Below are 16484 nucleotides of genomic sequence, written 5' to 3' on the forward strand. Positions count from 1 at the left end.
ATGAAGTTCAATTTTGGTTTATTGCCGCGCATTGTGGTAGCGATTGTTTTGGGGGTGCTTATTGGCTTGGTGGCACCAGAAGCTTTGGTGCGTGTATTTGCAACATTTACGACGATTTTCGGTAACTTCTTGAACTTTGTTGTGCCGTTGATTATTCTGGGATTCATTGCGCCGGGGATTGCAAAATTAGGAAAAGGCTCGGGCAAACTGCTGGGTATGGCTACAGGTGTTGCCTATGCTTCCACGGTTACGGCTGGGGTTTTCGCGTTTTTCGTAGCAACAACCGTATTGCCCAATTTTATGCAATCTGGATCTTTGAGCAGTTTGGAAGACCCGGAACACGCTTTGGCAACAACGTTTATTGCCCTTGATATGCCACCTGTTTTTGGCGTCATGTCTGCACTGATTTTGGCTTTTCTTCTGGGGATCGGCATGGCCTCTACAGGAAGCAAGACCATGTTGTCGTTTTTCGATGAGTTCCAAGCGATTATTGAGAAGACAATTTCTTACATCATTATTCCTTTATTGCCGTTTCATATCTTCGGTATTTTTGCCAATATGGCATATGGTGGTGCAGTATTTGAAATCCTATCGCTGTTCGGCATCGTTTTTGTGATGATCATCATCCTTCATTGGGCTATGCTGCTGCTTCAATATTCAGCGGCAGGAGCTTTAAAAGGGAAAAACCCATTGGTGATCCTGAAAACAATGATGCCGGCTTATTTTACAGCCTTGGGAACTCAGTCTTCTGCGGCGACAATTCCTGTCACGTTGCGGCAGGCACGCAAATCCGGTGCTAATGAGCGCGTCGCAGACTTTACGGTTCCGTTATTTGCGACGATTCATTTGTCAGGCAGTACGATTACGCTGGTTTCCTGTGCGATCGGTGTAGTATTGCTGACAGGCGGAGTGCCCACTTTCGCAAGTTTCTTCCCGTTCATCTTAATGTTGGGTGTCACCATGGTTGCAGCTCCGGGAGTTCCGGGTGGCGCTGTCATGGCGGCAATTGGCCTGCTTGAAATTATGCTCGGTTTCGATCCGACAATGGTCGCTCTTATGATCGCGCTTTACATGGCTCAGGACAGTTTCGGTACGGCTGCTAATGTAACCGGTGACGGTGCATTGGCACATATTGTCGACCGTTTTACAAATGGACGGAAGAGTTTTGAATAATTAAGCGATTTTGTAAATTACAACTTTCCCCAAGTGTCTATTCTATTGGTAATTTCTGTGCTATTATAGCGAAGATATTACACAATAGGGGGAAACATCATGAAAAAGTTATGGGCAATTGGGTTATCGGCAACCGTTTTATTGGCGGCGTGCGGAGCGGAGGAATCAGCTGAGCCAGCGGAAGCAACAACAGGTGCAGAGGGTTCTGAAGACAACAAAGAAGTAAAAAGAGAATTGATGAAATTCTATATGTCCATTCCAAATGCCATCAATGCGGTAGATGGGGGTCTAAATACATTTGAGATGAATCAGGCAGAAGGCACGTTGCCGGAAGGCGAAGAATTGCAAGCGATGAAAGACGCAGCAATCACTTCTGCAAATGAAGCGGCAGGAGCAGTAGATGCCCTGGAGATTCCGGAGGTATTGCAAGATCAAAAAGGACAGATCGAAAAGGCATTTGCTTCTATTCGTGAATCTTATGAGATAAAAGCTGAAGAATTGGCGAAAGATGCGTCATTTGAAGCAGCTGATGAGAAGTTCAACGAAGCAGACGCACAGTTGAACGAGTTGCTGGTGGAGCAGGATTTGGCTGCATCCAGCATCTATAACGAAGTTTCGCAATAATTGAGTAACCCCTCTGACTAAAAGTTGTCAGAGGGGTTTGTTTATGGGGGGACATAAGACAATAGTTCTATTTTCAGATTAATTAAACTATTCTTTATGTTTATTTGCGACGCGATGGGGTATAATAAAAAAGTAATCTTAAAAATTACAAGATTGAAAGGAATGGTTCAGTATCGAATCGAATGGAATTGAAAAGACGGAGAAAATGGAACAAGCATTCAGAAACGCACATGGTTTCGGAATTGACGAGTATCAAAATGACCCGGATAAAATACTTGAAGTAGAACAGCGCCGTGAACAAGATTATCAGCTAGGCCAAAAAGTAGCCAGCCAAATCGAACGGCAGGTTCATCGAGACTAATCATAAATATAAAAACGGAACCAGCATCCTCGGATGCTGGTTTTTCAATGATATGAATTCTCAATTAGCAATCTTTTATTGAAAATATGAATCCATGACAGTTATCATATCAAGCTTTTACAAAATAGTAAGGAATCCAGTATTCTAAAATGGTTTGAGCCAGCTTTTGAAGCGGTTTAATGATTTGCCAGTATGGTGAATATGCGTTAAGATTAGAATGATACTAATTAAGAATGGTTTGCCATTCAACATTAACTTTATGGAGGTATTTACATGTCAACTTTGGTCATTAAAGATTTACACGTTAAAATCGAAGATAAAGAGATTTTAAAAGGTGTAGACTTAACAATTAATACAGGTGAAATCCACGCAATCATGGGGCCTAACGGTACTGGTAAATCAACACTGGCATCAGCTATCATGGGTCATCCAAAATACGAAATCACGCAAGGATCCATCACATTGGACGGCGAAGACGTCTTGGAGATGGAAGTTGATGAACGCGCACGCGCAGGTCTTTTCCTTGGCATGCAGTATCCAAGCGAAATTTCAGGAGTGACCAATGCTGACTTTATGCGTTCTGCAATGAACGCACGACGTGAAGAAGGCGATGAAATTTCATTGATGAAATTCATCCGTGAATTGGACAGCAAAATGGAAGTGCTTGATATGGAACAGGATATGGCACAGCGTTATTTAAACGAAGGCTTCTCAGGCGGGGAAAAGAAACGCAACGAGATTCTTCAATTGATGATGATCAAACCAAAAATCGCAATTTTGGACGAAATTGACTCCGGATTGGATATTGATGCTTTGAAAGTCGTTTCAGATGGCATCAACCAAATGAGAAGTGAAAACTTCGGTTGCCTGATCATCACTCACTACCAGCGTCTACTGAACTACATCACGCCTGACCATGTTCATGTAATGATGCAAGGACGCGTCGTTAAATCTGGCGGGGAAGAACTTTCCCATAAATTGGAGTCAGAAGGCTATGATTGGATCAAAGTTGAACTTGGCATTGAAGACGAGACTGTAGGACAAGCATAATTGAAGGGAGAGACTAGCATGACGGTTGAAACAAATTTAAAAATGACCGAGCAGGACGTGCGCTCCTTTTCAGAAATGAATGGTGAACCTTCATGGTTTACTGAGCTTCGTCTTCGTTCGTTTGGTGAAGCGCAAAGCTTGCCGCTGCCAAAACCAGATAAAACCAAAATCCTTAGCTGGAACTTCACTGATTTTCCAGTTCATACGGTAGAAAGTTCGGCTTTCGATTCTATGGAAGATTTGACGGAAGATGTTAAAGCCATCGTGGACCTAGAGCAAAAGAATCTCTATATCCAACACAATAACACGCCTGCATTTTCACGGATTTCTGATGAGCTTGCAGCTCAAGGCGTTATTTTGACGGACATTTTTACAGCTCTACGTGAACACGGTGATTTGGTGAAGAAATACTTCATGACTAACGGCGTAAAAACCGATGAGCATAAATTGACAGCATTGAATGCTGCATTGATGAACGGCGGAGCTTTCTTATACGTTCCGAAAAATGTTGTTGTGGAAGAGCCTGTACAAGTGGTCTTTTATCACGATGACGCTGAAGCATCTTTGTTCAACCACGTGATTGTGGTTGCTGATACCAGCAGTAAAGTGACATATGTGGAGAACTATTACTCTACTGTGCCGCATGCTAATGGATTGGCAAATATCGTTTCAGAAGTATTTGCTGAAGATAATGCGCAAATTACGTACGGTGCAGTGGATACACTGGCAGAAGGTTTCATCACCTATGTCAACCGCCGTGGTGTAGCAGCACGTGATGCACGCATCGAGTGGGCACTTGGAATGATGAATGACAGTGACACGATTTCCGAAAACACGACAAACCTGATCGGCGATAATTCTTATGGCGATACGAAGAGCGTAGTGGTTGGACGCGGAAAACAAAAGCAGAACTTCACGACTCAAGTTGTCCATTGGGGCAAAGATTCCGAAGGCTTCATTTTGAAACACGGTGTTATGAAAGATTCTTCCTCAGCCATCTTCAACGGCATCGGCAAAATCGAACACGGTGCAACAAGATCGAACGCAGTGCAGGAATCACGTGTGTTGATGTTAAGTGAAAAAGCTCGTGGAGACGCAAACCCGATTCTTTTGATCGATGAAGACGATGTTACGGCTGGGCATGCCGCTTCAGTCGGACGTGTAGATCCGCTTCAATTGTATTACTTGATGAGCCGCGGTATCACAAAACAAGAAGCTGAACGTCTTGTTATTCACGGTTTCTTGGCACCGGTTGTTCGCGTACTGCCAATCGAAGGCGTTAAAAAGCAATTGACGGAGGTTATCGAAAGGAAAGTCCGCTGATGATCAACAAAGAGATAAAAAGCTATTTTCCGATACTCAACCAAGAAATAAATGGTAACCCACTGATTTATCTGGACAGTGCGGCAACTTCCCAAAAGCCGGTTCAAGTCATTGAGGCATTAAAGGAATATTATGAACACGATAATGCCAATGTGCACCGAGGCGTCCATACGCTCGGCAACCGTGCCACTGAAAAGTATGAAGGTGCACGTGAAAAGGTCCGTAAATTCATCAACGCCAATTCATTGGAAGAAATCATTTTCCTGCGGGGGACGACAACGGCCATAAACCTTATTGCGCAAAGCTACGGCAGAGCCAATGTAGAAGAAGGCGATGAAATCGTCATCACCTATATGGAGCATCATTCCAATATCATTCCATGGCAGCAATTGGCGAAAGAACGTGGAGCCATTTTAAAATATGTTGAACTTGAAAAAGACGGTACGATTTCTTTGGAACAAGTTCGAGCGGCCGTGACGGAACGGACAAAAATTGTTTCAATGGTTTATGTCTCGAACGTACTCGGCACAATGAACCCAGTTAAGGAAGTTGCACAGATCGCCCATGAAAATGGAGCGGTCATGGTGGTTGACGGAGCTCAGGCTGCACCTCATCTGAAAATAGATGTCCAGCAGCTTGATTGTGACTTCTTTGCATTCTCTGGACACAAAATGTGTGGTCCTACTGGAATCGGCGTTCTGTACGGCAAAAAGGAATTATTGAACAATATGGAGCCGGTTGAATTCGGCGGGGAAATGATCGACTTCGTCGGTTTGTATGATTCGACTTGGAAAGAGTTGCCGTGGAAATTTGAAGGCGGGACACCGATTATTGCAGGTGCGGTTGGATTAGGCGCAGCGATTGATTTTCTTAACGAAATCGGCTTAAATGAAATTGAAAAGCATGAACATCAAATGGCTGCTTACGCAATGGAAAAAATGAGCACGATTGAAGGATTGGATATTTACGGTCCGGCGGATCCGCAGCTGCGGGCTGGCATCGTGACATTCAACTTGAATGACGTCCATCCGCATGATGTGGCAACTGTCCTGGATATGAGCGGCATTGCGGTTCGTGCAGGCCATCATTGCGCACAGCCTTTGATGAAATGGCTGGAAGTTTCAGCTACAGCACGCGCAAGCTTCTACTTATACAACAGCGAATCTGATGTAGACCGCTTAGTGGAAGGTCTGCGTTCGGCAAAGGAGTATTTCAACGATGTCTTCTAATAATTTAGACCAATTATACCGACGGGTTATTATGGACCATTATAAAACACCCCGAAATAAAGGGACAATTGAAGAGAACAGCGTCAATATCGAGATGAACAATCCGACCTGCGGAGATCGCATCCTGTTGACTTTACAGGTCGAAGACGGCATCGTCAAAGATGCGAAGTTTGACGGTGAAGGATGTTCGATTTCAATGGCTTCTGCTTCCATGATGACGCAGGCTGTCAAAGGACAGGAAATTGATACGGCATTAAAACTTTCCGGCATCTTTTCTGATATGATGCTTGGTAAAGAGTACGATGATTCGATTGATCTCGGTGATATTGAAGCATTGCAAGGCGTCTCTCAGTTTCCGGCCCGTATCAAATGCGCTACTTTAGCATGGAAAGCCATGGAAAAAGGCGTTCAAAACGAAGAAAAATCGTAACAGAGAACGGAGGAACGACGATGGCGAAAAAAATGCCAGAAATCGGTGATTATAAATATGGGTTCCACGACAAGGATGTCTCAGTTTTCAGATCTAAACGAGGACTGACAGAAGAAATTGTACGAGAAATTTCGAAAATTAAAGAAGAGCCGGAATGGATGTTGAATTCCCGTCTGAAAGCATTGAAATTATTCTATTCAATGCCGATGCCACAATGGGGCGGCGATTTAGGTTCATTGGACTTTGATGAAATTACGTATTACGTAAAACCATCAGAAGCTAGCCAGACTTCTTGGGATGAAGTCCCTGAAGAAATCAAACGTACATTTGACAAATTAGGGATTCCAGAAGCAGAGCAGAAGTATTTGGCTGGTGTTTCAGCTCAATACGAATCTGAAGTTGTCTACCACAACATGAAAGTGGAGTTGGAAGACATGGGGATCGTCTTTAAAGATACCGGTTCTGCTCTTCGTGAAAACGAAGATCTTTTCAAAGAATATTGGCAGTCGGTCATTCCGGCAGCTGACAATAAATTTGCTGCATTGAACACGGCGGTTTGGTCTGGTGGATCTTTCATCTACGTACCAAAAGGCATCAAAGTGGAATCACCACTTCAAGCTTACTTCCGTATCAACTCAGAAAACATGGGTCAATTTGAGCGTACGCTGATCATCGTTGATGAAGGCGCAAGCGTCCATTATGTAGAAGGTTGTACAGCTCCTGTCTACACGACGAATTCACTTCACTCCGCTGTTGTTGAAATCATTGTGAAGAAAGATGCTTATTGCCGTTATACAACGATCCAAAACTGGGCAAACAACGTCTATAACCTGGTGACGAAGCGTGCATTTGTTGACGCAAACGGAACAATGGAATGGATCGATGGCAACATTGGATCTAAATTGACGATGAAATACCCAGCTGTTTACTTGAAAGGCGAAGGCGCACGCGGCATGACTTTGTCGATCGCAATCGCTGGTAAAGGACAGCATCAGGATGCTGGAGCGAAAATGATTCACTTGGCTCCGAATACATCTTCTTCAATTGTTTCGAAATCCATTTCGAAACAAGGCGGGAAAGTTTCATACCGCGGAATCGTGCACTTTGGCCGCAAAGCCGATGGTGCCCGTTCAAACATCGAGTGTGATACATTGATTATGGATAATCAGTCTACTTCTGATACAATTCCATACAATGAAATCCTGAACGATAACGTTTCTTTGGAACACGAAGCGAAAGTTTCAAAAGTGTCTGAAGAGCAATTGTTCTACTTGATGAGCCGTGGTGTTTCGGAACAGGAAGCAACAGAAATGATCGTAATGGGCTTCATCGAGCCATTTACGAAAGAACTTCCTATGGAATATGCGGTGGAAATGAACCGTTTGATCAAGTTCGAAATGGAAGGCTCAATAGGTTAGTCTTTAACCCTTGGTATAGCTAGGTTTTAAAGATTCTAGTTATACCTTTGATACCGATTTGATACCATTAATCAAAAAAGGACATAGCTTCATGTTTCCGTTCCATATACAAATGACTGTATGTATTAGCTGTTTCTTGTATACTGGAATGTCTCATAAGCTCCTTAATCAAGTAAAGATCAGCACCGTTATTAATTAAGTGGGTTGCATAACTATGTCTTGTGTCATGTATTCTTAATTCAGGATAAACTTGACGAAACTTCTTATGAAAGTGAGAATAGTGGTAGGGCTGCAACCCACCGAAAACAAAATAATCATCATTGAATCCGTGGAACTTTTCTGCGGATTCTTTTTTTATTTCAATTAACATGTCTACAATGGAGCGATGCAAAGGAATAAATGCCTCACTAGCTGAATTTTTCGGTGGTCCTAATTCTCTTTTGTTCACATCGAGGGTATGGGCGACAAAGAGCTTCATGTTCACCAGGTCTACATTCTTCCACTGCAAAGCCAGGGCTTCTCCTATTCTAAGGCCGGTAAAAAACAACGTATGAGTGAGCTCCTGGTAATGATGAATGGTAAACTCCTGGAGACGGCTCTCAAATTCTTCTTTTTTCATATAGTTAACCTTTGCTTTCACTCGCTTAATTGGTTCGATTTTTAAAGTCGGATCTATTTTCATATTGTAGAATTTAACTGAGTGATTGATGATAACTTTAAAGTTACTATATACAGTCCTAGCACTGTTAAGTGATTTAAAATTATTTTCTAAATAAGTTTTGAAATCCATCACTTGCCTCATGCTTATATCTTTCAGTTTTAAATGTCCGAATTTCGGTTTTATGTGGAGGTTATATTCATTCACCCGGCGTTTTATGGTTTTTTCTTTATATGTTTTAAATGAAATATTATGAAGAAAAACTTCATCGAATGTAACTTCGTCCGAAAAGGAATCTTTAATACTTGAAACGAAATCTGCTTCAGCAGCTATTGCATCTTTCCTTTTTTCGAAACCTCTCTTAAGTTTTTGCTTATTAATACCATACATATCTTTATATCTAACTTTGAAGTACCAAGTCTTCCTTTGCTCATCTTTGTATACGGGCATCTTTTAAACCTCCTGATTAGTTAATAAAGAGTGGCAAAAGACCACTCTCCATTCGTCATTATTAAAATCTAACTTCATAACTTACAACTTTCCCAATAATAGTAATCGAATTATCTTCAGTGACGACAATCGGATCATGTTGTTGGTTGTCAGGCATCAAGATAATCGTATTCCCTTGTTTTTTGAAACGTTTTAATGTCGCGTAATTATCTCCATTAATACAAACTACAACTAATTCGCCATTCTCAGCAGTGCTCTGTCTTCTAACAACTACATAGGCGCCATCTGGAATGGTAGGATACATACTATCACCTTTTACTCTCAAACCCAAAAGCTCGCCTCCGGGAACTCCGTCAGACGAGCGATAAAGATATCCTTCTAAATCTTCTTCTACAGGAATTGGCGATCCACACGGTATTCTTCCATATAGCGGTATCTTCACGCCTTGTGGAGGTATTTCTTTTAAATTACTAGGTATTGTTAAATCTTCATTCATCAAATCATGTAAGTTTACACGGAATATACTAGCTATATCTGATAGAACTCCCGACTTCGGAGTGTACGTTCCTTTTTCCCACTCACTAATAGAAGAAGAACTTTTACGGCCCAGCAATTGGGCTAACTCCATTTGCTCTAAACCTCGCTTCTCTCTCAAATATTTTAAATTACGACCGAAGACTGTCTTCATGTCGTTTCACCTGCCTTTCTTCTATACTATACCACCCATTGCTGAAATGATGAAGAATAATAACGGAATTTAATTTCTGAATTTCTGAAATAAAGTTCTTGACTTCAGAAATACAGAAATGATATGATGAGTGCAACAGAGAAGGGGGAGAGAACATGATGACGGCTACAAAAGATAAATTAAAGGTCTTGAGAACAAAAGCTGACTTGACGCAGGAAGAACTGGCTAAAAGAGCAGGTTTGTCTGCAAAAAGCATTGGATTGTATGAATCAAACGTGGAAAACCTTAGAAAATCTAATTATCAAACTCTGGAAAAACTAGCCAAAGCACTTGGCGTATCAGTTGACGATATTTTTTTAGGGTAGACTTCAGAAAAACCGAAATGAGGTGCCAAGATGAAACAATTCTATACAGCAATTGAGGTCCAAGAAATGCTAAACCTCGGCCATGTAAGAACAGCGCAATATCGCATCCAAGCGTTAAATGAAGAACTTAAAACAAAGGGGTACTGGATCGAGCGCGGCAAAGTACCCGTCAGTTTCTTTCACGAAAAATATCCTTACATTCGAATGAGCGAAAAAGGGATGAGCTACACATAAGAATTAGATAACGCAGTTAAAAGGAACATAGGTAAAGGAATGAAAAAATGATGACAGAAGAAAACAGCTTTGAGATTTCAGCATTAACCATCATCGGCTTGATCTACCTTGTAGTGTGCATCAAATTCTATTTGTACTCAGATAAATGAGCACTAATTTTTTTAAATAATAATTACCATATATTTCTTCAAAATATTTAATCGCTGGATGATACATGTAAAAAAACTGTAAATTAAAATATTTAACAATTATAAACTTAAATATCGCATTCATACTCTCCATTGAGTGTTTGAACCGAGCAGAGTACGCCAAGACCTTCTTAGGAAGCGAGCGACACCGAAAGGCAATGCCAAGACGTTTGAATACTGAATGGGGAGTGTGAAGCTCACAGTCCTACAAATACAAAAAGAAAAGAGGAAAGAAAATGCCGTATTTGAAAGTAATTTCCTTAGAAGGTCGCCTTGTCACTGAAAGCAGAGAAGTAGCAAATATGACTGGAAAAGAACACAAAGAACTAATGCGCTCTATACGCCACTACTCAGGTATTTTAACCAGCGCAAATATGCGCTCGTCAGAATTCTTCATCCCACATTATTACGAGGATGCGAAGAAAGAACAGCGGCCTTGCTTCTTACTTACCAAAAAAGGGTGCGACATGGTAGCCAATAAGATGACTGGCGAGAGAGGCATTCTTTTCACAGCCGAATATGTCACAAGATTCGATGAAATGGCAATGGCAGCACAATCACCAAAAATACTGTCTGAAAAAGAACAACTCATGGCTTCGATGAAATTGAGCTTAGAAACAGCAGATCAAATAGAAGTAGTGAGAAAAGAAATTTCTGAAGTTCGTCACTTTGCTGAAAACCAAATAACGCTGGCCCATGGGGAACAACGTAGATTACAGATTGCAGTATCGAAAAGAGTTTACCAGCTAGAAGGGGATCCTTTGTTACGTCCGAAGCTGTTCGGTGAATTGTACAGAGAAATCAAAGACCGTTTCGCTGTTGCTTCATACAAGGATGTAAAACGTAAGGAATTGCAATCAGTTCTCCGTTACGTTAATGCCTGGATGCCCAGGAAGGTTTCATGAAGCCGGAAAGAGAGGTGATCAACATGACTCATGATGCCAAGCTAAAAGAAATGGGACTGGTGGCAACGGCTTTGCTGAATCTGCATTTGCTGGATCCTAAAAATTATGATTCTGAAACTATCGTCAGCAAAATGTTCGATAAGTTCGAGGGATTAGAACTTGAAGACACAGAGTAGATGGAAACGGAGGAATAAAAGATGACTCACGAAGAATCACTGAAAGCTTTAAAAGAAGGCAAGCGTGTTCAGTTTCATTATGAAGGTAGAACCAAGGAAGTGACGCTTGAAACGACACTCGACGACCTTCGCTGGGCATTTCTTGCAAAACTTCACTTAACTGTTTCAGACGTAATAAACGGGCATTATTCAATCATCGAATAAAGAACTATGCGCACATTATGTTCAACAAAAGAAAGGATGATCCAAATGATTGAAGCAGGAGAGCCATTATATTACTACATTGCCACTGTATTCATCACTTCAATAAGCTTCATGGCCGGAACTCAGTTCGGCAGCGTATCTAAAAAAGGACAAAAAAATAGTGACTGATTTTCCAGATCAGCCACCCAAAGAATTAAATAAGTTAATCACAGTATACACAATAAAATCAATTAACGTCAACGAAATATAAAGATTCATGAATCGAGGATGATTTTAGTGAGTAATTATAAGGCAATGCGCGAACTAACCAAAAGATTAAGTGGCCAAGAAAATGTATTTACAGTACCGCGTATTTATGTTCAGTACACCGGTGATTTAACAACAGCCATCCTGCTTAATCAAATTGTATTTTACTCTGACAAGTCCAAGCGTACAGATGGCTTCTTCTACAAAACATATGACGAATGGGAACAGGAAATCTGTTTATCTAAACGCCAAGTCAGTTACTCCACTGAGAAATTAAAGGCTCTCGGAGTGGTCGAGACAAAGATTAAAAGAGCGAATGGAGCACCGACAGTTCATTACAAATTGGATTATGACAAATTGGTAGATTCGATAGTGACAAAATGTCACTTTCCATTAGAACAAAATGTCACTATCCATAATGACAAAATGTCACTTTCATTAACAGAGAGTACTACAGAGAATACAACAGAGATTACTACATTAAAAGATAATGTCGCTAAAGCTCCTTCATTACCTTATGAAACCATCGTAGATTATCTGAATCAAAAAACTGGGAAGTCCTACAGATCCGCATCTAAGAAAACCCAAACATTAATAGCCGCAAGAATCAACGAAGGTTTCACGGTTGAAGATTTCAAAACTGTCATCGATATCAAAACCGAAGAATGGCTAAACGATAGCAAGTGGCAAGTCTATTTACAGCCCAGCACGTTGTTTGGTGCCAAGTTTGAAAATTACCTAAACCAAAAACCGAAAGGAGCTAAATCGAATGGAAGCTCTCAACAAATTCATAGAGGATCTAGCAGCGAAGAATGGGACGGATTCTCACTCTGAAGGCGAAGTATGTGAACACTGCCAAGAAATCGTGCCGCCATTAAAAATCGAGATACTCGGGAAAACCAGATGGGTCCAGCCTATTTGTAAGTGTGAAGCTGATATCCGCAAGCGAGAAATCACCAAATATGAAAATGTTCAGCGTGAAAGAGAAGTGAGGGAGTTGTTTTCAATCAGCGACCTTGGTGAACGTTTCCATGAATCCAGCTTCGACAACTATAAATCTAGGAACGGTTCCGAGAATGCCGAGAAGATAACAAAGTACTATGCAGACAACTTTGAAGAATTCGGCCTTGAATCCATTCTGCTGTGGGGCGAACCAGGTAATGGAAAGACGCACCTGGCATCAGCTGTTCACAATCAATTGCGGGAAAAAGAAAAAGTCGTTGTCTTCATTTCAATGCCAGAGCTGCTAAAACGAATAAAAGCGACATTCGGTAAAGGCAATAACGAAAGCGAACAGCAAATACTAAAAGCCTTGAACATCTGCGATTTGTTGATTATTGACGACATCGGCGCTGAAAAAACAAGCGAATGGGTGGAAGAGATTATCTTCTTAATCATAGATAACCGTTATCGTCGCAAAAAGCCCATCATGGCAACTTCTAACCTAGAACCTAAGCAGTTGGCAGATAAAATCGGAAAACGTGCTTACGACCGCATGATAGAGATTTCACAGCCTATCGAGAACAAAGCAACCAGCTACAGACGCGAACTTGCTAAAGGCAGATTGTCAAAGTTTGATCATCTACTTAAAAACTAGGAGGAACTCTGATGGATAACTATATTGCGAATAGACAACACACTTTGAATTTGTTGGTTATAACCGCAGGCAGCTGGATGGCGACAGGATGCAAGGACGAAGCATTAGAGCAGAAGTTTGATTCTCTGCTATACCGACTCCATCCGGCACGCAAAACAGCACTGGCCATCTTACAACAGCATCTGGAAGAACCGGCAGCATGAAAGAGAAAGAAGTAGTGCCAGTCGAGAAAAGGCAGCCCGTCAGAAAAGCTGATGATTGGAAAAAAGAACATAACGAAAAGAAGTTCTACGATTCAATCACATTTAAGGGAATCAAGATCGGATACACCGGGGACTTAATGGACGATGAAAATGTTCCTTTTTAGGAATATTTTTTTACCAACCTAATACCAATATTTTCTTGAAAAACAATCAGTTTAGGAAGATTATTGGAAAACAATTGAAGGAGGATGGGGTATGAAGTATTGGCATAAACACATGGAATTTTGGGTTGAGGAACTGAAAGGCTACGGCATCAATTACGGGCCGAATGGGGAGACGCTTGGGAATATGGATTATTACGATCTCAAAGCTTATATGGTGAAAGTACACCTTCAGCGCGACATCGAAATAAAAGCGAGTCCGTGGTTCTGATGGCAAGGGGCAAAGAGCTTTTGTTCTATCGCCATGAAGACGGACAGGAGGTTTGGCAATTCGTCCGATATCGTGCAGCTGGCATCAAATGGATGCTGAAGAACGGCTGGCGGAAAATTGACTGGATCAATGAAGAGGAGTGAAGGAAATGGAATTTATTGAAGTCCCTGAAAATCAATTAACCATATTTGACATGCTGCAGGATAAACAAGAATCTGCAGCAGAAACATTCAGCGAAGAGAAAGCGAATTGGCATCAGGAAAGACACTGGATTAAACTTTTGCCTACTGACTGGGTTTGCAACGTAATCGGCATTGTTCCAGCAAGTGTTTTGTCTCCTTCAGAACGCACAGGAACCATCGAAATAGCTTCAGCTGAATGGCAGAAACAACAAAGCATCTGGAAAGAGTACGCATACAGCATTTCGAAAATGATTCCTTATCATGAACGAGGAGAAGAAGATGCCAACGGTTGGTCAGCAGCCTGTGAAATATTAGAGAAGAGCCGGGATGAAAGAAAACCGATTGAGCTATTCATCTGGAAATGGCAATCCTCATTTTTCAAGGATTTAGAAGTCATTGAGTATATACAGGAAATGAAAACGGAGGATGAAGTCAATGCAGTACACACCTAAAACCAAAGTGCAGAAGGTTGAACGCGCTGACAGATATACAGGCGGGAAAGTAAAGGATGAAAACTATGACAAGTTAGTTGCTGCCATTCCTTACTGGAAGCCAACACGCGAAATTAGAGTATTTGGAATCTCAGCCATCCAAGAGATCTGCGGATGCGGATTCAAAGACGCCATGGAACTACGAGACACTTTGGAGTACCAGGGCGGATTACCAACTAGAAAATGGAGTGACGGCATTTAAGTGCCGCACTCTTCCAAAAGAAATGAGTGATTGAAATGGTCGTACAAAGAATTATCGTTACCGCTAAAAATGCAGCTGAATTGGCTATGCGGATTGAGGACAATGAACTTCGTGACTACAAGGTCATCAACGTAATCAAGACTAAGCACAATGAACACAAGCACTACACTTATCAGCCAAACATTCGCGGCACAAAGAAGCGCTACGCTTCTTCAGATCAGTCGGAAAAACATAGCGTTGTCATGGAAAGAGATTACAAACCTGCGATGAAGATTAATTGAGTACCGCAGAGTTGATGGAAAAGGAGATGATAAAGGATGGCTGAAATAAAAGTGAAAATAGTTGAAATGGTTGGCGGTTATTTTAGGGTAATTATTAACGATTTGCCTATAGCTCAATATCTAGAATGGGATCAAGCAAACGAATTAGTAGAACATTTTATAAAGCTTAATGCTGATAAAAAAGTGACTAGAGATTAAACGGCAGTCCGCACATAAAGCGCGGGAAAGGAGGGACGCTCTATTGATTAAAATACTTGAACTTTTTGGAGGAATCGGTGCTCCGAGAAAAGCACTCATAAATTTAGGGATTGATCATAAGTCAGTCGACTATGTGGAAATTCAAGAGAATAGAGTTCGAGCATATAACGCTCTTTACGATCATAGACACAAACCACAATCAGTTGTTGATTGGAATTTGAAGCCCGATGTTTTGGTTCACGGAAGTCCTTGCCAGGATAACTCAAGAGCTCAATACAGTAGCAACATCGATAAAGACAAAAAGAAGCGCGGATCCGCAGAAGGCAGCGGCACCAGAAGTTCTCTGATGCACGAAACAATAAAGATAATTCGGAACATGGGTGAATGGAAACCAAAGACCGTCATTTGGGAAAACGTCACCGGAGTTCTTGATAAAAAATCTATCGGTGCATTTAATCATTACTTGGAACAGCTTAATGAATTGGGTTATCAAAGCAGTTTTGACGTACTGGATGCCAGGGACTTCGGAGTGCCGCAGGCCAGGGAAAGAGTTTTCTGTGTATCAACACTCGGCCGTCCTTTCTATTTCGGCCACCTTAAACGAAAGCCGATGCGGGCTATATCCGATTTCTTAGAAACAAACGTCACTGATCCGCAGTATCAGATAAATATTCCATCAATGCTGAACAAGATTGAGGAATTTAATCCAGTACAGTCGCAGGATTCTTATAAGCGCAGACTTGGCGTTATCGATACACATTGCTGGACCATTACCGAACGACAAGACAGATGCCCGAATGCCGGCATCATCCGTATGAACGGGGAACCAGCCTACAGATATTTAACCGAACGTGAAGTATGGCGTTTAATGGGATTTGACGATGCGGACTTCAACCTAATGCTTGCTCAGTTCCCGACTAAGGAAGGCAAACGGAACGCCACTTTATATGCACTGGCCGGAAACAGCATAGTAGTCCCTGTATTAGAAGCCATTTTTGAAGTCTTACTGAAAGAAAACAATGAGCAAAAAGATATTTCGTTTAATAAGAATGGCCAAATGGAATTGATTTGTTAGTTTAACCAGTAACCGAAAGGAGCAATTCATGCTAACCCTAACAGCTGCATTAATAGCAGCCTGGCTGACAACAATCTTAATGTTTGCAAGATCCTATACAA

General features: G+C 41.5%; 27 protein-coding genes. 25 read left to right on the forward strand and 2 right to left on the reverse strand.

What is annotated here, in order from left to right; all coding sequences use genetic code 11:
• The 8 genes from ACRC6Q_RS16495 (at nucleotide 1) to sufB (ending at nucleotide 7608) form a co-directional block, all read left to right on the forward strand.
• Nucleotides 1-1173 carry a dicarboxylate/amino acid:cation symporter gene (locus ACRC6Q_RS16495; RefSeq protein WP_431467046.1) on the forward strand — a complete coding sequence of 391 codons (1173 nt, stop codon included), beginning with the start codon at nucleotides 1-3 and terminating at the stop codon, nucleotides 1171-1173.
• A gap of 99 nt (nucleotides 1174-1272) precedes the next feature.
• Nucleotides 1273-1797, forward strand: a complete 525-nt coding sequence (locus ACRC6Q_RS16500) for a hypothetical protein (protein WP_431467047.1) — start codon at nucleotides 1273-1275, stop codon at nucleotides 1795-1797.
• A 205-nt stretch (nucleotides 1798-2002) separates the two neighbouring features.
• Nucleotides 2003-2158 (forward strand): hypothetical protein, encoded by a 156-nt coding sequence (locus ACRC6Q_RS16505; RefSeq protein ID WP_215102197.1) that lies wholly within the window; start codon nucleotides 2003-2005, stop codon nucleotides 2156-2158.
• Nucleotides 2159-2425: 267 nt separating this feature from the next.
• Nucleotides 2426-3208 (forward strand): Fe-S cluster assembly ATPase SufC, encoded by a 783-nt coding sequence (gene sufC / locus ACRC6Q_RS16510; RefSeq protein ID WP_317851933.1) that lies wholly within the window; start codon nucleotides 2426-2428, stop codon nucleotides 3206-3208.
• An 18-nt stretch (nucleotides 3209-3226) separates the two neighbouring features.
• Nucleotides 3227-4531 carry a Fe-S cluster assembly protein SufD gene (gene sufD / locus ACRC6Q_RS16515; RefSeq protein WP_223641874.1) on the forward strand — a complete coding sequence of 435 codons (1305 nt, stop codon included), beginning with the start codon at nucleotides 3227-3229 and terminating at the stop codon, nucleotides 4529-4531.
• Complete coding sequence (locus ACRC6Q_RS16520; RefSeq protein ID WP_223641876.1) at nucleotides 4531-5760, forward strand: cysteine desulfurase; 1230 nt, start codon at nucleotides 4531-4533, stop codon at nucleotides 5758-5760. The genes sufD and ACRC6Q_RS16520 overlap by 1 nt, the downstream gene beginning before the upstream one ends.
• A complete protein-coding gene (gene sufU, locus ACRC6Q_RS16525; protein WP_223641885.1) occupies nucleotides 5750-6190 on the forward strand; it encodes a Fe-S cluster assembly sulfur transfer protein SufU in 441 nt (146 codons plus the stop codon). Before ACRC6Q_RS16520 ends, sufU begins: the two co-directional genes overlap by 11 nt.
• A 20-nt stretch (nucleotides 6191-6210) precedes the next feature.
• Nucleotides 6211-7608 carry a Fe-S cluster assembly protein SufB gene (sufB, locus tag ACRC6Q_RS16530; RefSeq protein WP_223641888.1) on the forward strand — a complete coding sequence of 466 codons (1398 nt, stop codon included), beginning with the start codon at nucleotides 6211-6213 and terminating at the stop codon, nucleotides 7606-7608.
• Between the two features lie 67 nt (nucleotides 7609-7675).
• Here the strand turns inward: sufB and ACRC6Q_RS16535 are convergent, their stop codons facing one another.
• Together ACRC6Q_RS16535 and ACRC6Q_RS16540 are read right to left on the reverse strand one after the other, a co-directional pair.
• Nucleotides 7676-8716, reverse strand: a complete 1041-nt coding sequence (locus ACRC6Q_RS16535; RefSeq protein WP_431467048.1) for a tyrosine-type recombinase/integrase — start codon at nucleotides 8714-8716, stop codon at nucleotides 7676-7678.
• A 61-nt stretch (nucleotides 8717-8777) separates the two neighbouring features.
• A complete protein-coding gene (locus ACRC6Q_RS16540; RefSeq protein ID WP_431467049.1) occupies nucleotides 8778-9404 on the reverse strand; it encodes a LexA family protein in 627 nt (208 codons plus the stop codon).
• Between the two features lie 155 nt (nucleotides 9405-9559).
• Here ACRC6Q_RS16540 and ACRC6Q_RS16545 point away from each other — a divergent pair, with 155 nt between their 5' ends.
• The 17 genes from ACRC6Q_RS16545 (at nucleotide 9560) to ACRC6Q_RS16625 (ending at nucleotide 16383) form a co-directional block, all read left to right on the forward strand.
• Nucleotides 9560-9769, forward strand: coding sequence for a helix-turn-helix transcriptional regulator (locus ACRC6Q_RS16545; RefSeq protein WP_431467050.1), 210 nt, complete (start codon nucleotides 9560-9562; stop codon nucleotides 9767-9769).
• A gap of 30 nt (nucleotides 9770-9799) precedes the next feature.
• Nucleotides 9800-10003, forward strand: coding sequence for a hypothetical protein (locus ACRC6Q_RS16550; RefSeq protein ID WP_431467051.1), 204 nt, complete (start codon nucleotides 9800-9802; stop codon nucleotides 10001-10003).
• 424 nt (nucleotides 10004-10427) lie between these two features.
• Entirely contained in the window at nucleotides 10428-11096 is a 669-nt protein-coding gene (locus tag ACRC6Q_RS16555; RefSeq protein ID WP_431467052.1) for a Rha family transcriptional regulator, read from the forward strand.
• The gene (locus tag ACRC6Q_RS16560) at nucleotides 11093-11272 is read left to right on the forward strand and encodes a hypothetical protein (RefSeq protein WP_431467053.1); all 180 of its coding nucleotides are present in this window, start codon (nucleotides 11093-11095) and stop codon (nucleotides 11270-11272) included. Before ACRC6Q_RS16555 ends, ACRC6Q_RS16560 begins: the two co-directional genes overlap by 4 nt.
• Before the next feature lie 21 nt (nucleotides 11273-11293).
• Nucleotides 11294-11476, forward strand: coding sequence for a hypothetical protein (locus ACRC6Q_RS16565; RefSeq protein ID WP_431467054.1), 183 nt, complete (start codon nucleotides 11294-11296; stop codon nucleotides 11474-11476).
• 45 nt (nucleotides 11477-11521) lie between these two features.
• Nucleotides 11522-11644, forward strand: a complete 123-nt coding sequence (locus tag ACRC6Q_RS16570) for a hypothetical protein (RefSeq protein ID WP_431467055.1) — start codon at nucleotides 11522-11524, stop codon at nucleotides 11642-11644.
• A gap of 108 nt (nucleotides 11645-11752) precedes the next feature.
• The gene (locus ACRC6Q_RS16575) at nucleotides 11753-12556 is read left to right on the forward strand and encodes a conserved phage C-terminal domain-containing protein (protein WP_431467056.1); all 804 of its coding nucleotides are present in this window, start codon (nucleotides 11753-11755) and stop codon (nucleotides 12554-12556) included.
• Nucleotides 12492-13319, forward strand: coding sequence for an ATP-binding protein (locus ACRC6Q_RS16580; RefSeq protein ID WP_431467057.1), 828 nt, complete (start codon nucleotides 12492-12494; stop codon nucleotides 13317-13319). The genes ACRC6Q_RS16575 and ACRC6Q_RS16580 overlap by 65 nt, the downstream gene beginning before the upstream one ends.
• A gap of 11 nt (nucleotides 13320-13330) precedes the next feature.
• Nucleotides 13331-13522 carry a hypothetical protein gene (locus ACRC6Q_RS16585; protein WP_431467058.1) on the forward strand — a complete coding sequence of 64 codons (192 nt, stop codon included), beginning with the start codon at nucleotides 13331-13333 and terminating at the stop codon, nucleotides 13520-13522.
• Nucleotides 13519-13686, forward strand: coding sequence for a hypothetical protein (locus ACRC6Q_RS16590; protein WP_431467059.1), 168 nt, complete (start codon nucleotides 13519-13521; stop codon nucleotides 13684-13686). The genes ACRC6Q_RS16585 and ACRC6Q_RS16590 overlap by 4 nt, the downstream gene beginning before the upstream one ends.
• Nucleotides 13687-13777: 91 nt before the next feature.
• Complete coding sequence (locus ACRC6Q_RS16595; RefSeq protein ID WP_431467060.1) at nucleotides 13778-13954, forward strand: hypothetical protein; 177 nt, start codon at nucleotides 13778-13780, stop codon at nucleotides 13952-13954.
• Between the two features lie 20 nt (nucleotides 13955-13974).
• Nucleotides 13975-14097, forward strand: a complete 123-nt coding sequence (locus ACRC6Q_RS16600) for a hypothetical protein (RefSeq protein WP_431467061.1) — start codon at nucleotides 13975-13977, stop codon at nucleotides 14095-14097.
• 5 nt (nucleotides 14098-14102) lie between these two features.
• Nucleotides 14103-14588 carry a hypothetical protein gene (locus ACRC6Q_RS16605; RefSeq protein WP_431467062.1) on the forward strand — a complete coding sequence of 162 codons (486 nt, stop codon included), beginning with the start codon at nucleotides 14103-14105 and terminating at the stop codon, nucleotides 14586-14588.
• Nucleotides 14572-14829: a hypothetical protein gene (locus ACRC6Q_RS16610; protein WP_431467063.1), complete on the forward strand. Its 258-nt coding sequence runs from the start codon at nucleotides 14572-14574 to the stop codon at nucleotides 14827-14829. The genes ACRC6Q_RS16605 and ACRC6Q_RS16610 overlap by 17 nt, the downstream gene beginning before the upstream one ends.
• Before the next feature lie 35 nt (nucleotides 14830-14864).
• Complete coding sequence (locus ACRC6Q_RS16615; RefSeq protein WP_431467064.1) at nucleotides 14865-15110, forward strand: hypothetical protein; 246 nt, start codon at nucleotides 14865-14867, stop codon at nucleotides 15108-15110.
• 36 nt (nucleotides 15111-15146) lie between these two features.
• Nucleotides 15147-15308: a hypothetical protein gene (locus ACRC6Q_RS16620; RefSeq protein ID WP_431467065.1), complete on the forward strand. Its 162-nt coding sequence runs from the start codon at nucleotides 15147-15149 to the stop codon at nucleotides 15306-15308.
• A gap of 43 nt (nucleotides 15309-15351) precedes the next feature.
• Nucleotides 15352-16383 carry a DNA cytosine methyltransferase gene (locus ACRC6Q_RS16625; RefSeq protein WP_431467066.1) on the forward strand — a complete coding sequence of 344 codons (1032 nt, stop codon included), beginning with the start codon at nucleotides 15352-15354 and terminating at the stop codon, nucleotides 16381-16383.
• The last annotated feature ends 101 nt before the right edge of the window (nucleotides 16384-16484 follow it).

This window comes from Planococcus sp. SE5232 (assembly GCF_050686535.1).
Lineage (GTDB): Bacteria > Bacillota > Bacilli > Bacillales_A > Planococcaceae > Planococcus.

Excerpts from the sequence above, each read along its gene's own strand:
- ACRC6Q_RS16580 (WP_431467057.1), top strand. The coding sequence starts at position 12,492 with ATGGAAGCTCTCAACAAATTCATAGAGGATCTAGCAGCGAAGAATGGG.
- ACRC6Q_RS16500 (WP_431467047.1), top strand. The coding sequence starts at position 1,273 with ATGAAAAAGTTATGGGCAATTGGGTTATCGGCAACCGTTTTATTGGCG.
- ACRC6Q_RS16565 (WP_431467054.1), top strand. The coding sequence starts at position 11,294 with ATGACTCACGAAGAATCACTGAAAGCTTTAAAAGAAGGCAAGCGTGTT.
- ACRC6Q_RS16590 (WP_431467059.1), top strand. The coding sequence starts at position 13,519 with ATGAAAGAGAAAGAAGTAGTGCCAGTCGAGAAAAGGCAGCCCGTCAGA.
- ACRC6Q_RS16610 (WP_431467063.1), top strand. The coding sequence starts at position 14,572 with ATGCAGTACACACCTAAAACCAAAGTGCAGAAGGTTGAACGCGCTGAC.
- ACRC6Q_RS16570 (WP_431467055.1), top strand. The coding sequence starts at position 11,522 with ATGATTGAAGCAGGAGAGCCATTATATTACTACATTGCCACTGTATTC.
- sufB (WP_223641888.1), top strand. The coding sequence starts at position 6,211 with ATGGCGAAAAAAATGCCAGAAATCGGTGATTATAAATATGGGTTCCAC.
- ACRC6Q_RS16615 (WP_431467064.1), top strand. The coding sequence starts at position 14,865 with ATGGTCGTACAAAGAATTATCGTTACCGCTAAAAATGCAGCTGAATTG.
- ACRC6Q_RS16540 (WP_431467049.1), bottom strand. The coding sequence starts at position 9,404 with ATGAAGACAGTCTTCGGTCGTAATTTAAAATATTTGAGAGAGAAGCGA.
- ACRC6Q_RS16595 (WP_431467060.1), top strand. The coding sequence starts at position 13,778 with ATGAAGTATTGGCATAAACACATGGAATTTTGGGTTGAGGAACTGAAA.
- ACRC6Q_RS16585 (WP_431467058.1), top strand. The coding sequence starts at position 13,331 with ATGGATAACTATATTGCGAATAGACAACACACTTTGAATTTGTTGGTT.
- ACRC6Q_RS16560 (WP_431467053.1), top strand. The coding sequence starts at position 11,093 with ATGAAGCCGGAAAGAGAGGTGATCAACATGACTCATGATGCCAAGCTA.
- ACRC6Q_RS16495 (WP_431467046.1), top strand. The coding sequence starts at position 1 with ATGAAGTTCAATTTTGGTTTATTGCCGCGCATTGTGGTAGCGATTGTT.
- sufU (WP_223641885.1), top strand. The coding sequence starts at position 5,750 with ATGTCTTCTAATAATTTAGACCAATTATACCGACGGGTTATTATGGAC.
- ACRC6Q_RS16545 (WP_431467050.1), top strand. The coding sequence starts at position 9,560 with ATGATGACGGCTACAAAAGATAAATTAAAGGTCTTGAGAACAAAAGCT.
- ACRC6Q_RS16620 (WP_431467065.1), top strand. The coding sequence starts at position 15,147 with ATGGCTGAAATAAAAGTGAAAATAGTTGAAATGGTTGGCGGTTATTTT.
- ACRC6Q_RS16520 (WP_223641876.1), top strand. The coding sequence starts at position 4,531 with ATGATCAACAAAGAGATAAAAAGCTATTTTCCGATACTCAACCAAGAA.
- ACRC6Q_RS16605 (WP_431467062.1), top strand. The coding sequence starts at position 14,103 with ATGGAATTTATTGAAGTCCCTGAAAATCAATTAACCATATTTGACATG.
- ACRC6Q_RS16550 (WP_431467051.1), top strand. The coding sequence starts at position 9,800 with ATGAAACAATTCTATACAGCAATTGAGGTCCAAGAAATGCTAAACCTC.
- ACRC6Q_RS16535 (WP_431467048.1), bottom strand. The coding sequence starts at position 8,716 with ATGCCCGTATACAAAGATGAGCAAAGGAAGACTTGGTACTTCAAAGTT.
- sufD (WP_223641874.1), top strand. The coding sequence starts at position 3,227 with ATGACGGTTGAAACAAATTTAAAAATGACCGAGCAGGACGTGCGCTCC.
- ACRC6Q_RS16555 (WP_431467052.1), top strand. The coding sequence starts at position 10,428 with ATGCCGTATTTGAAAGTAATTTCCTTAGAAGGTCGCCTTGTCACTGAA.
- ACRC6Q_RS16505 (WP_215102197.1), top strand. The coding sequence starts at position 2,003 with ATGGAACAAGCATTCAGAAACGCACATGGTTTCGGAATTGACGAGTAT.